Genomic DNA, 13,982 nt, shown 5'->3' on the forward strand with positions numbered 1-13,982 from the left:
GTCGACGCGCGACCCTCGTGCGACCTTACGGTCGGCGAGGGTTTTTTGTTGCGTGAAACCGGTTCCCCGACCGGAAGTACGGCCCAGACAACCCGAACGAGTGACACCGAGAACCCACGAGGCAGAACCGATGACCAGTGCCACGTCGCGCAGCGACGCGAAGCCCGGGCCGACCGCGCCCGGTGTCCCAGGAGCACGTCCGAAGCCCGCCCCGCCGGCGGGTACGCCGGTGCGCGTCACCGGCGCGCAGTCGCTCGTCCGCTCGCTCGAGGCGGTCGGCGCGGAGGTCGTGTTCGGCATTCCGGGTGGCACCATCCTTCCCGCCTACGACCCGTTGCTCGACTCGACGAAGGTCCGGCACGTCCTCGTCCGCCACGAGCAGGGCGCGGGGCACGCCGCCACCGGGTACGCGCAGGCCACCGGCAAGGTCGGCGTCTGCATGGCCACGTCCGGCCCGGGCGCCACGAACCTCGTCACCCCGCTGGCCGACGCCAACATGGACTCGGTCCCGGTCGTCGCCATCACCGGGCAGCAGTCGCGCAGCCTGATCGGCACCGACGCGTTCCAGGAAGCCGACATCTGCGGCATCACCATGCCGATCACCAAGCACAACTTCCTCGTCACCGACCCGGCGGAGATCCCGCGGGCGATCGCCGAGGCGTTCCACCTGGCCGCGACCGGACGCCCGGGCCCGGTGCTGGTGGACATCCCCAAGGACGTGCTGCAGGAGATGACCTCGTTCTCCTGGCCGCCCGAACTCCGGCTGCCCGGCTACCGCCCGACGCTGCGGCCGCACGGCAAGCAGGTCCGCGAGGCCGCGAAGCTGATCGCGCAGGCCCAGCGGCCGGTGCTGTACGTCGGCGGCGGCGTGATCAAGGCCGAGGCGTCCGAGCAGTTGCGCGAACTCGCCGAGCTGACCGGCATCCCGGTCGCCACCACGCTGATGGCGCGCGGCGCGTTCCCCGACTCGCACCGCCAGCACGTCGGCATGCCCGGCATGCACGGGTCCGTCGCCGCGGTCGCGTCGATGCAGCGCGCCGACTTGCTGGTCGCGCTCGGCGCCCGGTTCGACGACCGGGTCACCGGCCAGCTGTCGTCGTTCGCGCCGGACGCGAAGATCGTCCACGCGGATATCGACCCGGCCGAGATCTCCAAGAACCGCAAGGCGGACGTGCCGATCGTCGGCGACTGCAAGGAGATCATCGGCGAGCTGATCGACGCGGTGAAGACCGAGTTCGAGCGCGCCCGTCCCGACCTGAGCGACTGGTGGACGCAGGTCGACTCGTGGCGCGAGGACTACCCGGCCGGCTACGAATGGCCCGACGACGGTTCGCTGTCGCCGCAGTACGTCATCGAGCGGATCGGCGAGCTGGTCGGTCCGGACGCGGTGTACGCCGCGGGCGTCGGGCAGCACCAGATGTGGGCCGCGCAGTTCGTGAAGTACGAGAAGCCGCGCACCTGGATCAACTCCGGCGGCCTCGGCACCATGGGCTTCGCCGTCCCGGCCGCGATGGGCGCGCAGTTCGGCCTTCCGGACACCCAGGTGTGGGCGATCGACGGCGACGGCTGCTTCCAGATGACCAACCAGGAACTCGCCACGTGCGCCATCGAGGGCGCGCCGATCAAGGTCGCCGTGATCAACAACGGCAACCTCGGCATGGTCCGCCAGTGGCAGAACCTGTTCTACTCCGAGCGGTACTCCAACACCGACCTCGGCACGCACAAGCACCGCATCCCGGACTTCACGCTGCTGGCCGAGGCGCTCGGCTGCGCGGGCCTGCGCTGCGAGGCCAAGGAGGACGTCGACGCGACGATCCGGCGCGCGATGGAAATCAACGACCGCCCCGTCGTGATCGATTTCGTCGTGGGGAAGGATGCCCAGGTGTGGCCGATGGTCGCCGCGGGCACCGGGAACGACGAGATCATGGCCGTCCGCGGGATCCGGCCGCTGTTCGACGACGACGAGGTTTCGCAGGAAGCCGCCGAGGCCGCGGCCGCGGAGGGAGAGCAAGCATGACTGTCCACACGCTGAGCGTGCTGGTCGAGAACAAGCCCGGTGTGCTCGCCCGGGTGTCCGGACTGTTCTCCCGCCGCGGCTTCAACATCGAGTCCCTTGCTGTCGGGCCCACGGAGAACCCCGAGGTGTCCCGGATGACGATCGTGGTCGCCGTTGAAGAGCTACCGCTCGAACAGGTGACCAAACAGCTCAACAAGCTGGTGAACGTGATCAAGATCGTCGAGCTGGAAGCCGGCAGCGCGGTGCAGCGCGAACTGCTGCTCGTGAAAGTCCGGGCCGACGCCACCGTGCGCAGCCAGGTCCTCGAGACCGTCCAGCTCTTCCGCGCCAAGGTGGTGGACGTCTCGCCGGAGGCGCTCACCGTCGAGGCGACCGGGACGTCGGACAAGATCGGCGCGCTGCTGCGGATGCTGGAGCCGTACGGCATCCGCGAACTCGTCCAGTCCGGCATGGTCGCGGTGGGCCGCGGGGCCCGCTCGATCACCGCCGCTTCTCCCCGCTGAACCTCAGATTTCGTGTAAGTACGGAAGGAAGTAGTACCCCCCATGGCAGTGGAAATCTTCTACGACGACGACGCCGACCTGTCGATCATCCAGGGTCGCAAGGTCGCCGTGATCGGCTACGGCAGCCAGGGCCACGCGCACTCGCTCAGCCTGCGCGACTCGGGCGTCGACGTCCGGATCGGCCTGCAGGAGGGGTCCAAGTCCCGGGCGAAGGCCGAGGAGCAGGGCCTGCGCGTGCTGTCGGTCGCCGAGGCGGCCGCCGAGGCCGACGTGATCATGATCCTCGCGCCGGACACCAAGCAGCGCTTCATCTACGAGGAGCACATCGCGCCGCACCTCAAGGACGGCGACGCGCTCTTCTTCGGCCACGGGTTCAACATCCGGTACGACCTGATCAAGCCGCCGGCGAACGTCGACGTCGCGATGGTCGCCCCGAAGGGCCCGGGCCACCTGGTCCGCCGCCAGTTCGTGGACGGCAAGGGCGTGCCCTGCCTGATCGCGGTCGAGCAGGACGCCTCGGGCAACGCCCAGGCGCTCGCGCTCTCCTACGCCGCGGCGATCGGCGGCGCGCGGGCCGGCGTCATCAAGACGACCTTCACCGAGGAGACCGAGACCGACCTGTTCGGTGAGCAGGCCGTTCTCTGCGGTGGCGCGTCCGCGCTGGTGCAGACCGGTTTCGAGGTGCTCACCGAGGCCGGTTACGCCCCGGAGATCGCCTACTTCGAGGTGCTGCACGAGCTGAAGCTGATCGTCGACCTCATGTACGAGGGCGGCATCGCGCGCCAGCGCTACTCCATCTCCGACACCGCCGAGTACGGCGACCTCACCCGCGGCCCGCGTGTCATCTCGCCGGCCGTCAAGGAGGAGATGAAGAAGATCCTGGGCGAGATCCAGGACGGCACCTTCGCCCGCGAGTGGGTCGCCGAGGACGAGGCCGGCCGGCCGAACTTCACCAAGCTCGAGGAGCAGGGCAACCAGCACCCGATCGAGAAGACCGGCAAGAAGCTGCGCGACCTGATGTCGTGGGTGGACCGGCCGATCACCGAGACCGCCTGATTTTCCAGGCCTGACCGGTTCTCCGGAGAAGACCCTGCCGTCCGTTCGCCGGACGGCAGGGTCTTCTTTTCGTTCCAGGGCGTTGCCGCTGAATGGCGGATACGCTGTGCCGATGAGCCGCCCGACCGACGACAAGGCGCACATCAGGCACGAGCTCGACCTGACCGGCGCGACCTGGATCCGCGCCGAACCGGCGGGCGTGACCCTGGAGCATTGCGCGGAGTACGCGTTCGTCCCGCATTCGGACGGGGTGACCTACGTGGCCATCCGGCAGCCGACCGACCCGGACGGCGCGGTGCTGGTGTTCACGCCTTCGGAATGGGACGCGTTCACGCGCGGGGTTCGGGACGGGGAGTTCGAGTTGCCGGGGGAGTCGTAGTTCTCCGCTTTTCGTGAGGGCTTTCTGACTGGCGAATCGGCCTGATCTGCTTGGTGGGCGGCTGTTGCCGTTTAGTGGCGAATCCGAAGCCCGCGCGCGATTGCCCAGGTCAGAGGCTTGCTTTGAGTGCATCTTCGTGGGGGCGGCCCTGGCGGACGGGTCCGGCTGGCCGGGATCAGACGGCTCCGAGCGTCGCGATGAGTTCGACGACCTGATAGGCCGTCGGGAAGTCCGGTGCCTGGTAGCGCAGGGTGCAGCCGTCGGCGAGTTCCATTCCCGGCACCAGCAGCGCGTGTTCGGTCATCCGGGGCCGATGTACCTGGACTTCCAGCTGGACCAGGCCGTCGAAGCGCAGCGGACGGACGTCCTCGCGACCGGCCAGCGCTTCGGGCACCGCGTGCTCGATACGGTCACATGCCTCATCGGGATGCAGCATCGCCGCCGAGAGAGCACCCAGCGCGCGTTTGACCACTATCGAGCGAATGCCCGGCGCTACCTCGGCCGCCTCGGTTGCCACGGTGTCGTCGCCGCTTACCAGCACGGGCGGTGCGCCGTAGTGCGCCGCGAGCGCGGTGTTCAGGCCGAGTTCGCCCAAGGAACGGCCATTGCAGCGCACGTCCGCGACGGTTCCGCCGGAGATGGTGTGCGCCATGACCGAACGGGGCGTGCCGGCCTTGCCGTGATAGCCGATGAACAGCACAGCGTCCGTGTCCTCGGCCAATCCCGCCATCATCCCGCCGGGTTTGGGTGTGCCGCGGAGCAACTCGACACGTCGGTCCAGCAGGTCGGGCAGAAGGTTCCGGAAGCTCGCGTGCGCCTCGGTGACCTGTACCTGCGCGGCCGCGTCGTAGGTGTAGATCCCGCGAACGGCGGCGTTGGCCTCCGCGGTGAGCAGCTTGCGGTTGCGCTCGTATTCGCTGTGCCCGGGAATGACCTCTTCGCCGTGGACCACCCCGGCGATTCCCTCCATGTCGACCGAGACGAGCACCCGCATCTCCATCACACCTTCCTCGGCGGCGCGCGGCCAGGAACGCCACCTTATCGAGCGATCCGGTGGTGGTCGCCTTGCTCGCGCGGGTGGGCGCTCGGGTCTGCGAATGCCTGGTTGACCAGGGATTAGCCGATTGATGGCGAATCTGTCTTAGCGAGGCCGGGGCCTGTATCGGCGGATTCGCCGCTGGGAGGCCAGGGCTGCCGCGATTGGTCTGCGCGGGTTGATCGTCAGGACGGCAGGAAGATCGCGGCCGCCGCGTCCGCGAGTGCGTCGGGGCTCGGCGAATCCGCCTCGGTTTGCGCCAGGTGCTGTAGCCCGAGGATGGCCGCGTAAGCGACACGCGCCCGGTTCGCCGCCTGGTCCGGCGAGAGGCCGAGTTCGCGGTAAGTGTTGGTCAGAAGGTTCAGCCGGGCTTGATTGACCCGGCTGACTGCTTCCTTGACCCGAGGGTCGTTGCGGTCGCCGAGCAGGCTGAGGTGCACCGACGGCGCTAACGGCTGGACGGCGCGCACGACGGCGGTGAGCAGCTCGCGCAGCCGTTGCCGCGGATCGGCGATCGCGGCGTACTCGGCGAGTCCCGCCTCGCCGTGGTTTCGCCACCAATCGGCGAGAGCCGCGGTGATCAGCTCGTCCCGGTTGCGGAAGTGCGCGTAAAAGCTGCCCTTGGTCACGCCGAGCGTCCGCGCGAGCGGTTCGACCGCGACCGCGGCCAGCCCGCCGTCTGCGATCGCCTTCAGCGCGGCCCGCGTCCAGTCCTGGGCGGACAGCCGGGGGGAGTCGTTCACCATGCGCGGAGGATACGTCACCGTATTGACGGCTCCTCCCGTGCTGGATACGGTGGCGTATGGATACGCATCAGTATCCATACGCTGTCGTACTGAGGGGCGATCGAAATGACACACACGAAGGTTCGCCGAGTAGTCACCGGACACGACTCCGACGGCAAGTCCCGCGTGGTCGCCGACGGCGCCGTCGAACCGATCACTTCCGATTTGATGCCTGGCTGCGCGATCTACCGGCTGTGGGGCCGGGACGAGCGACCGTTGTTCCCGGACGACGGTTCGCCGCGTCGCGCCGAGGCGCACTACCCGCCGAGGGACGGTTCGCGGTTCATGATCAACACGATCGCGCCTGGCAAGCTGACGCCGTCGCCGGATGTCGACCTACCAGCAGCTTGGGAGAAGCTGGAGCAGCAGGCACCCGGCGCGGCCAGCGCGATGGAACCCGACGCACCGGGCATGCACACCACCGACAGCCTCGATTACGTGCTGGTCGTGTCGGGCGAGGTCACGTTGGAGCTGGACGACGGGGACCAGACGATCTTGCGGGCAGGCGATGTCCTCGTCCAGAACGGCACGCGGCACGCCTGGCGAAACCATGGCACCGAACCGTGCACGATCGTCGGCGTCGCTGTCGGTGCGGATCGGGCGTAGATCGGCTTTCGCCGCTGAGCGGCGACGACTCCTGTTGCCGATCTTTTGCCCGCCGGGTTTGACATTGACATCGTGACAAGGTCTTCACTGGTCGGCGGAGGTGATCCCGATGAACTCGACACAGATGAATTCCCAGCTCACGCGGCTGATCGAGGCGTTGGGCTCCGGGGACTCGTCGACGCGGCTGCAGGTCGCGCTGACGATCGGAACGCACCCGGACGGCCCTGGCCTCGTCGAGGCGCTCGTCGCACGGTGCGCGATCGAGCCGGACTTTTTCGTGCGCGACATGCTCACCTGGGCGCTGACCCGGTTCCCGGCGGAGGACACGGTGCCACGGCTTCTCGCGGAGTTGCGGTCTCCGGTGGCGCAGGCCAGGAGCCAGTCGCTGCACACGTTGTCCAAAATCGGCGACCGGGACGTGTGGCCGGCGATCACCCGATCGTTGCTGCGCGACGCCCACGACGAGGTCGCGAGAAGCGCCTGGCGGGCGGCTGTTGTCCTCGTGCCAGACGAGGACAAGGCCGGGCTGGCCGCAGAACTGGTGACACAACTCGGCCGCGGCGACCGAACGCTGCAGCTCAGCCTCAGCCGGGCGTTGGTCGCGCTCGGTCCCGTGATCGAGCCGGCGCTGGAGGCCGCGTTGACGAGCACCGACCCGACCGTCCGGGCGCACGCTGTCGCCACTGAGCGGCTACTGCGTGACCCGGACACCGGTTTCGACCAAGCCGTGGACGAGGCGAAGCGGATCGTCGCGCTCGGTCCGGAGCGGGCTCAGGAAACCGCGTGCTGATCGGCGAGGTCGCCCGCCGCTCGGGGGTGAGCACTCGGATGCTCCGGCATTACGACGCCCTCGGGCTGGTGCGGCCGACCGGCCGCACCGTGGGCGGCTATCGCGAGTACTCCGCCGACGACATCCGCCGGATCTTCCACGTGGAGAGCCTCCGGTCTCTCGGGATGTCGCTCCGGCAGATCGGCCGGGCGCTGGAGGACCCCGCCTTCGTACCGGCGGAGCTGGTCGGCGACCTCATCCGGCGGACCGAAGACCGGCTGAAACGGGAGCGGGAACTGCTCGACCGGCTCCGTGCGGTCGATGCCTCGGCACCCTCCGGATGGGAGGGTGCCTTGCGGATCGTCGAGTTGCTGCGCGGGCTCAATTCACCTGGTGCCGCGCGTCGGCAGCAGGCCGTTTTGGCCCCCGCCGACGATGTGCCGGTCCCTGCTGAGGTCTTGGCCAAAGCAGTTCTCGCCGAATCCGATCCGAACGTCGCCGGTGCCTTGCGATGGGCCCTCGCCCGGACCGGTGGCGACATGGTGGCGAACGTGGCGTCCGGTCTCCGCTCGGAGAATGCCGACATCCGCCGACGCGCGATTCTGGCGCTCATCGAGTTGCCCGGCGACGAGGCGACTGCAGTATTGATGGACGCGCTCGCTGCCTCGGACGCTGTGGTCCGTCGGCATGCGGCGCTCGCATTGGGAGCGCGTGGTGTCGAGGAGGCTGTGCCGACGCTTGTCGAAATGGTCGTTGAAGGGCGAAACGACGTCGAGGCGGCTGAGGTTTTGGGTGCGTTGGCGGATGGGGACGTGGACGGGATTGTCGACGCGTTGATGGATGCGGTGGCGGCGCACCCTGCGGATTCCGCGGTGCGGATCCGGTTGACGCAGGCGCTTGCGGAGATGCCGGGGACCCTTGCGCAGGGAGCGTTGCGGCGGTTGGCGGGGGATGGGGATCCGGCTGTGGCGTTGGTGGCTTCGGCTCTTGCGAAGGTTGTTGAAGAGCGTGGTGGCACCGGTGAGGTCACTGGAAGCGACTAGGGCGTGCGCGGTTGGCTGGCGGAGATTTGGCGTGTCGGTGCTGGTCAGAGGTATTTGCCAGTTAATGGCGAAAGTTGCTGCGGGGTGCGTTGCGGTTCAGCGGAGAGTGGGCGTGGCCGGTTGGATGGCGGCCTGCGGGATGAATTGCCGTTGGTCGGTGAAAGCCGTCGGGATGGGTTGCCGCCAGACCGCGGGGCGGGCATTCGCCGCCCAGCGGCGAGAGTTGCGGGACGTGGCCGAGCAGCGAGAGCTGCGAGGGCGGGTTGTTTCCCGTTCGGTGGCGAGAGCAGTGATGATGCTTGCCGTTCAGCGGCGAGGCTGTGACGGCGTGTGCTTGTCGTTGAGCGGCTAATGCTGCGCTGACGAGTGCTGCCCTTTGAACGGCGTGGCCTGTGCTGGCGGCAGTTGCTGCTGAATGGCGAAGGAGTCGACGGCAGTCGTTGCCGATGAGTGGCGACGTGCGTGGCGGCGAGGTTTGCCGGTGAGCGGCGAGCGGGTGTTGCTGATCGGTCAAGGTGCCTGGCATCGAGTTGTTGCCGCTCAGCGGCGACGCCGGTCCAGCGGCGGCCGAGGTGTTGCCGTTTGGTGGCGACACCGTGGAGGAGTTGCTGCTATTCGGCGACGCGGGCGATGAGTTCCGGTAGACGGCCGGTGGCTGCGGCAAGGGCGAGGTGGTCGCCGTAGTCGCGGGATTCGACGATCTCTCCGTCTCGGATGCGCATTGCGAAGATGTTGTTCACCTGGAACGGCACCCGCCGCTGGTTTCGCCTACATAGGTCGACTCGCCGATGATGACTTCTGGGTCGGTGCCCAGGTGGAGCACCAGGTCTGTCACTTCGATGTGGAGAGCGAGTGCAGCACCGGCGGCGAAGTGGGTGCGGAGGTCGTCTCGAGTGCGGAGGACGGGGACACCTGGCAGGAACGGGTGTCGGACATCGGTTTTTGCCGCATAGAGGTCGGGGAGTTCGGACCAGCGGCCGTCGGCGACGCCGAAGACGACTCGTTGGAATACGCCTTCGCGGCTGTTCGCGGCGAAGAGTCCGGCCGGGCGAGGTGCGATGGGGCGAGGTTCGTAAGCGGGCGCTTGGGCGTACGCCTCGGCTAGGCCGGCGGTCGCGTTTTGGATGGCGGCCAGGCGCAGGTAGTCGTGATAGTCACGGGTGTGGGTGAGGAGTCCGTTGCGGGCGTGGAGGACTTGGATGTTGGCCGTTTCGGTCGTCTGGCCGGTTTTCCGTGACTCGGCGGTGTACTGGTATTCGGCGACGATGACCTCGGGGTCGGCGGTTTCGTGGACGGTCACGTCGTGCCGCTTGAGATGGAGGGTTTGGCCGAGGCCGCTGACGAAACGGTCGTGAAGTGCGGCGCGGCCCTCCAAACGTCCGGGCCTGGGTATTGCGGTGGGGTGCTCTACGACGGTGTATTCGGCGTAGAGCTTGGCGAGGTCGGCGAAGCGGCCGTCGGTGATTCCAGAGGAGAGCTGGTCGAACAGGTCGCGTGGCGTGTGAATGAGGGCCTCCGCAGGGTGCCGGGGTAACCGGAGTCGGTAGTCCGTTAAGATACGGACTACCGACTCCGGTTGTCTAGCGCGGGAGAGTTGCCGATTAGTGGCGACGGAGGCGGCGCAGCAGTTCTTGGGCGTCGGGGCTGTCGCACGCTTCCGCCCAGCCTTCGGGGGTGCTGTCCCACAGGGCGTCGCGGGCGGTGAGGTCGGCGCCGGCGGCTACGAGGATTTCGATGACGTCCAGTTGGTTGCTCTGGGCGGCCAGGTGCAATGCCGTGACGCCGACGCCGTGGCGTGGGCCGCCGAAGGTGCCGACGTGGTTGACGTTCGCGCTGAGTGACAGCAGCGTTTCTGTTGCCGCTGAGTGGCCACACGTTGCTGCCCAGATAAGAGCGGTGCCGCGGTAGACGTCGGCGTCCAGGTTTGCGCCGCGCGCGGCCAGGGTGCGGAGTGCGGCTACTTGGTTGTTGCGGGCGGCCCAGGCGAGGGACTCGTCGAGGATCTCCCTGGGGTCGTTTGTTGGCTGCCAGGATGGAAAACCGCTGTGCGGACGGTAGAACTCACGGTGTGCGCCGGCTGCCGGAGAAAGAGTCCCCTTTGGACTGACGAGTTCATCCAGCAGTGCGGCGTCGCCGAGACCGGCTGCGACGCGCAGGTTGTGAGGAGACCGTTCGTGCGTTGCCAGGTTTTCGGCAACAGCGCGATTTCCCCAAAACAAGGCCACGATGAGCGGGGTTCCGCCGTCACCGCGGCCGGAAACGGCCAGGGGCGCGCCAGCGTTGATCAACATGTCGGCGATCAATGGTAAGTTGCTGTAAGCAGCTTGATGCAAGGCAGTCCAACCGTGTGCGTTGGCTCGTGCGGGATCGGCGCCGTGAGCGAGCAGGACGCGGACGAGGCGTTCGTCATGGGTCGCGGAGGCCATGCCGAGGAGATCGTTCCCGTTGGTGCCTCGGGCGTGGGCCAGGTGCGGGGCATCGGCGAGCAGTGCGGTCAGACCGTCGACGTCTTGGGCTTCTACCAGTTGATAGGCCCGGGCGAAGGGTTCGCCGTTTTTCGGCAAATCCGCGACGTGGGCCTTCAACGCCCGCCACGTCGGGAGGCCGTGCTCCCTGGCGATGACGGTCAGCGCGCCGGTGCGGGTCAGCGGTTGTTTATGGCGGGCGAAGGCGGCGCGGGCGTCGGGAGTGCCGTCTTCGGCTGAGGCGAGGAGGCCGAGGGCGCGGTCGTGGTAGTACTCGACGTCCTGGTGGTAGGCGTGCTGGACGTCCGGCCCGTGCTCGGCGATTCGGCGGACGTACGCCTGAAGTTGCGGCCAGCTCGGGAATCCGTAGCGGCGAGCGAGCCGGAACTGCGCTTCCGACAGTGCGATCGAGTCGGCGCGGGCGAGTTCCTTGGCCTGTTTGCGGAGCTGGCCGAGGTCGGGGTTGGCGGGCAAGGCCGTCATCAGGGAGTCCTTTCTTCCCTTGCGCGCCCCGTGGTCCGCCGGCACCGGGCAGGGAAGTAAGGAGAAGCTCTGCAACTCGTGGTGCGGGGGTGGGCTCAGCCCTTTCCGCGGACAGGACGCGGCCCCTGCCGCGCAAGGACAACTGTAACTCAGAAGGGTCAATGTCCGCCGGTGATGACGCTGACCGCGATGCCGAGCGTGGCGGTGTTGTACATGAACGACAGGACGCTGTGCGCGAGCACGAGGGAACGGATAGGCGTCGTGCGCGTTTCGACGTCCGAGACGGCGAAGCTCGTCCCGATGGTGAAGGCGAAATAGGTGAAATCGGCCAGCGTGGGACGCTCGGTTTCGGGGAAGCTGAAGTGTCGGGTGGGGAGGCTGTCGTAATACATCTGGGCGTAGCGTTCCGCGTAGCCGAAGTGCAGGATCGCCCAGGCCAGCAGGACCGCGGGGACGCCGACGATTTTCGCCTCGGTCGGGTCGATGCCCGCCGTTTCCGGCAAGACGATCGAGAGCCCGCTGGTGACGCCGACCAGGCTGGTCAGCAGGGTGAACAGCAGCCCGAGCCGACGGCCGAGCACGCCTTTCAGCCATCGGGAGTCGGTGTGGTCGATTTTCCGGCTGCGGGACACTCGCGCGATCCGGATGCCGAGGTAGATCAGCGCGAGCAGATCCCAGAAGAGAAGGACGGGAACGTTGTTGTCCTGGACGAGGGCGGCGATTCCCAGTACCAGCAAGACCAGTTCTACCAACCGCGACACGGCGAGGGCGAGCTTCGTGAACACCGGCGGCTCCCGGGGCGAACGCGGGCGAGGCGTCCCGCGAAGATAACAGCGGGTTGTGGTCGCCGGACGGCGAAACGGTTCCGTCCGCGTCGCCCGTTCAGGGGAAGTGCTCGCTGGGTTTGCCGCGATAGACGCGGAGGCGTGGGAAGGTCTGGGTGGAACGAGAAAGTGCCCGTATGCAGGGGATGAGCAGTTTCGCCGTTTAGTGGCGAATCCGTGGTGAGCTGGGGTTTCGGCCTCCGGGTGGGCTTCGGCGGGGCGCGGGGCGGCCGGGCGAATCGGGTGCGGCGGAGAGGTCGGGAGCTGGTCCGGGTGGGGGCTTTCGGGAGAGGCTAGTGAAAGCCCCCACCGGGACTTCAAGAGAACCCGTCGGCGATCAGAGAACCAGCGGGGCGAGACGACGCCAGCCGTCGACCGGGATCTCCGGTCCGGTGCCGAGGACCTGGACGCAGACGTGGTTCGCGCCGGCGTCGAGGTGGGCGCGGATTCGGTCGGCGACTTCCTGTTCGCTGCGGTAGGCCACGATCGCGTCGACGAGCCGGTCGCTGCCGCCGTTGGCCAGATCTTCGTCCGAGTAGCCGAGGCGGCGCAGATTCGCCCGTTGGTGTGGAGCCATGCGCACGTAGCCGGCGACGTGTTCGCGAGCGATCTGCCGCGCGCGCAACGGATCCGCCTCAAGGACGACGGCTTGTTCGGCGGCGAGGTACGCGTCGGGTCCCATCGTTTCCCGGGCGAGCGCGGTGTGCTCTGGAGGGACGAAGTACGTGTGCGCGCCGTCGGTCTGGGCTGCCGCTAGCTTCAGCATTTTGGGTCCGAGGGCGGCGAGGAGCCGACGCGGCCGGGAACCGGAAGCGAAGTCCAGGTCGGCCGCATCCATGGCGTCGAGGTAGTCCTGCATCGCACTGCCTCCGCCGCCGGGCCGATGTCCGCCGAGTCCCAGCGTGAACCGTCCGGGGTACGCCTCTGACAGCGTGCGTCCAGCGGCTTCGGCGGACGCCGCTGATCGTTCGGAAAACCGGGCGATCCCTGTCGCCACCGGCAGCGTCGTAGTGGCCTCGAGCAGCAATGCGGCCTGGGTGAACGCCTCCCGGCCGCGGTATTCGCCGAACCACAGCGCGGTGAAGCCCAGCGACTCGACCTCGCGGGCCGCGGCGCGTACTTCGCCGATTTCCTTGCCGTCAAAGGAAAAAGTCCAGATTCCGACGGTCACCGCGCCCCGCCTTCGGTGTCGGCGGTGCGCTTCGCGAACTGATTCACAACAGGCTCCAAGAAGTTCCTGGCCGCGGGGTGCGGCGTCGATCGGGCGCAGCCAAGGCCGATACGTCCACTGAGGACGCACCCCAGAAGCAGAGGCTGCCTCCGGTTGCTATACGGAGGTATCCTCCGATTTGTCACCGGATAAACTCGGATCCGAGATGACCGACGCCAAGCCGATGCGCGCGGACGCCCGCCGCAACTACGAACGCCTGCTGGCCGAAGCGAGGCGTGCCTTCGCCGAACGCGGCGTCGACGCCTCGCTCGAAGACGTCGCCCGCAGCGCCGGCGTCGGGATCGGCACCCTTTATCGCCACTTCCCGACCAGGGGAGACCTGATCGAGGCGCTGCTGCGGGACCGGTTCGACACCCAGGCGGAAAGGGCGCGCGAACTGCTGCTCGCCGAAGACCCGCTCGACGGGCTGTACACCTGGCTGATCGGCTTCGGCGAGACCTCCGCCGTTTACCGCGGGCTTACCGAAATGCTGGCCGACGCGTTCGACGATCCGGAGTCGCGGCTGCACGCGTCCTGCGAGGCGATGCGGGAAGCCGCGTCCCACCTGGTGGACAGGGCGCAGGCGGCCGGGGTTTTCCGTGCCGACGTGACGGTCCGGGAGCTGCTTTTGTTGCTGCACGGCGCTTCCTGGGCCGGATCCCACCTTCCGGGAGAAGGCGGTACAGAGCGCCTGATGACGCTTGTCTTCACCGGATTACAAACAAGTGAACAGCGGGGGCAGCGGGCTGTCAGCGCACCGCGTTAAACTCCCGCCAGTCCGGGCACAACGACGTGCGCCGCGAGAG

The 13,982-nt window shown here is 67.9% G+C and carries 14 protein-coding genes; 8 read left to right on the forward strand and 6 right to left on the reverse strand.

Going from position 1 to position 13,982, the window contains the following annotated elements:
* The first annotated feature begins 130 nt into the window (after positions 1-130).
* From CU254_RS06850 to CU254_RS06865, 4 genes are all read left to right on the forward strand, one after another.
* The gene (locus CU254_RS06850) at positions 131-2,017 is read left to right on the forward strand and encodes an acetolactate synthase large subunit (protein WP_009074015.1); all 1,887 of its coding nucleotides are present in this window, start codon (positions 131-133) and stop codon (positions 2,015-2,017) included.
* Positions 2,014-2,520 (forward strand): acetolactate synthase small subunit, encoded by a 507-nt coding sequence (ilvN, locus tag CU254_RS06855; protein ID WP_009074017.1) that lies wholly within the window; start codon positions 2,014-2,016, stop codon positions 2,518-2,520. The genes CU254_RS06850 and ilvN overlap by 4 nt, the downstream gene beginning before the upstream one ends.
* A gap of 42 nt (positions 2,521-2,562) precedes the next feature.
* Positions 2,563-3,576 carry a ketol-acid reductoisomerase gene (gene ilvC, locus CU254_RS06860; protein ID WP_009074019.1) on the forward strand — a complete coding sequence of 338 codons (1,014 nt, stop codon included), beginning with the start codon at positions 2,563-2,565 and terminating at the stop codon, positions 3,574-3,576.
* A 112-nt stretch (positions 3,577-3,688) separates the two neighbouring features.
* Complete coding sequence (locus tag CU254_RS06865; protein ID WP_009074021.1) at positions 3,689-3,955, forward strand: DUF397 domain-containing protein; 267 nt, start codon at positions 3,689-3,691, stop codon at positions 3,953-3,955.
* A 175-nt stretch (positions 3,956-4,130) separates the two neighbouring features.
* Here the strand turns inward: CU254_RS06865 and CU254_RS06870 are convergent, their stop codons facing one another.
* Together CU254_RS06870 and CU254_RS06875 are read right to left on the reverse strand one after the other, a co-directional pair.
* Positions 4,131-4,955, reverse strand: a complete 825-nt coding sequence (locus CU254_RS06870; RefSeq protein ID WP_078560720.1) for a M55 family metallopeptidase — start codon at positions 4,953-4,955, stop codon at positions 4,131-4,133.
* A 221-nt stretch (positions 4,956-5,176) separates the two neighbouring features.
* Positions 5,177-5,737 (reverse strand): TetR/AcrR family transcriptional regulator, encoded by a 561-nt coding sequence (locus tag CU254_RS06875; RefSeq protein WP_037712814.1) that lies wholly within the window; start codon positions 5,735-5,737, stop codon positions 5,177-5,179.
* 105 nt (positions 5,738-5,842) lie between these two features.
* On the opposite strand from CU254_RS06875, the gene CU254_RS06880 reads away from it, so the two are divergent.
* The 3 genes from CU254_RS06880 to CU254_RS06890 all read left to right on the forward strand — a co-directional run bounded on the left by CU254_RS06880 (position 5,843) and on the right by CU254_RS06890 (position 8,194).
* Entirely contained in the window at positions 5,843-6,382 is a 540-nt protein-coding gene (locus tag CU254_RS06880) for a cupin domain-containing protein (protein ID WP_009074027.1), read from the forward strand.
* A 109-nt stretch (positions 6,383-6,491) separates the two neighbouring features.
* On the forward strand, positions 6,492-7,172 hold the full coding sequence (locus tag CU254_RS06885; RefSeq protein WP_009074029.1) for a HEAT repeat domain-containing protein: 681 nt from the start codon (positions 6,492-6,494) through the stop codon (positions 7,170-7,172).
* Positions 7,166-8,194 (forward strand): MerR family transcriptional regulator, encoded by a 1,029-nt coding sequence (locus CU254_RS06890; RefSeq protein ID WP_009074031.1) that lies wholly within the window; start codon positions 7,166-7,168, stop codon positions 8,192-8,194. Before CU254_RS06885 ends, CU254_RS06890 begins: the two co-directional genes overlap by 7 nt.
* Before the next feature lie 736 nt (positions 8,195-8,930).
* Here CU254_RS06890 and CU254_RS06895 read toward each other — a convergent pair.
* From CU254_RS06895 to CU254_RS06910, 4 genes are all read right to left on the reverse strand, one after another.
* On the reverse strand, positions 8,931-9,752 hold the full coding sequence (locus CU254_RS06895; RefSeq protein WP_353611793.1) for a nuclear transport factor 2 family protein: 822 nt from the start codon (positions 9,750-9,752) through the stop codon (positions 8,931-8,933).
* Between the two features lie 43 nt (positions 9,753-9,795).
* Complete coding sequence (locus CU254_RS06900; protein ID WP_009074035.1) at positions 9,796-11,142, reverse strand: ankyrin repeat domain-containing protein; 1,347 nt, start codon at positions 11,140-11,142, stop codon at positions 9,796-9,798.
* Between the two features lie 158 nt (positions 11,143-11,300).
* Positions 11,301-11,927: a DUF1345 domain-containing protein gene (locus tag CU254_RS06905; RefSeq protein WP_009074037.1), complete on the reverse strand. Its 627-nt coding sequence runs from the start codon at positions 11,925-11,927 to the stop codon at positions 11,301-11,303.
* Between the two features lie 376 nt (positions 11,928-12,303).
* Positions 12,304-13,137, reverse strand: a complete 834-nt coding sequence (locus CU254_RS06910; RefSeq protein ID WP_037712817.1) for a TIGR03620 family F420-dependent LLM class oxidoreductase — start codon at positions 13,135-13,137, stop codon at positions 12,304-12,306.
* 205 nt (positions 13,138-13,342) lie between these two features.
* Here CU254_RS06910 and CU254_RS06915 point away from each other — a divergent pair, with 205 nt between their 5' ends.
* Positions 13,343-13,942, forward strand: coding sequence for a TetR/AcrR family transcriptional regulator (locus tag CU254_RS06915; RefSeq protein WP_037712819.1), 600 nt, complete (start codon positions 13,343-13,345; stop codon positions 13,940-13,942).
* Positions 13,943-13,982: the final 40 nt, after the last annotated feature.

It is taken from the genome of Amycolatopsis sp. AA4, assembly GCF_002796545.1.
Classification (GTDB): Bacteria; Actinomycetota; Actinomycetes; order Mycobacteriales; family Pseudonocardiaceae; genus Amycolatopsis.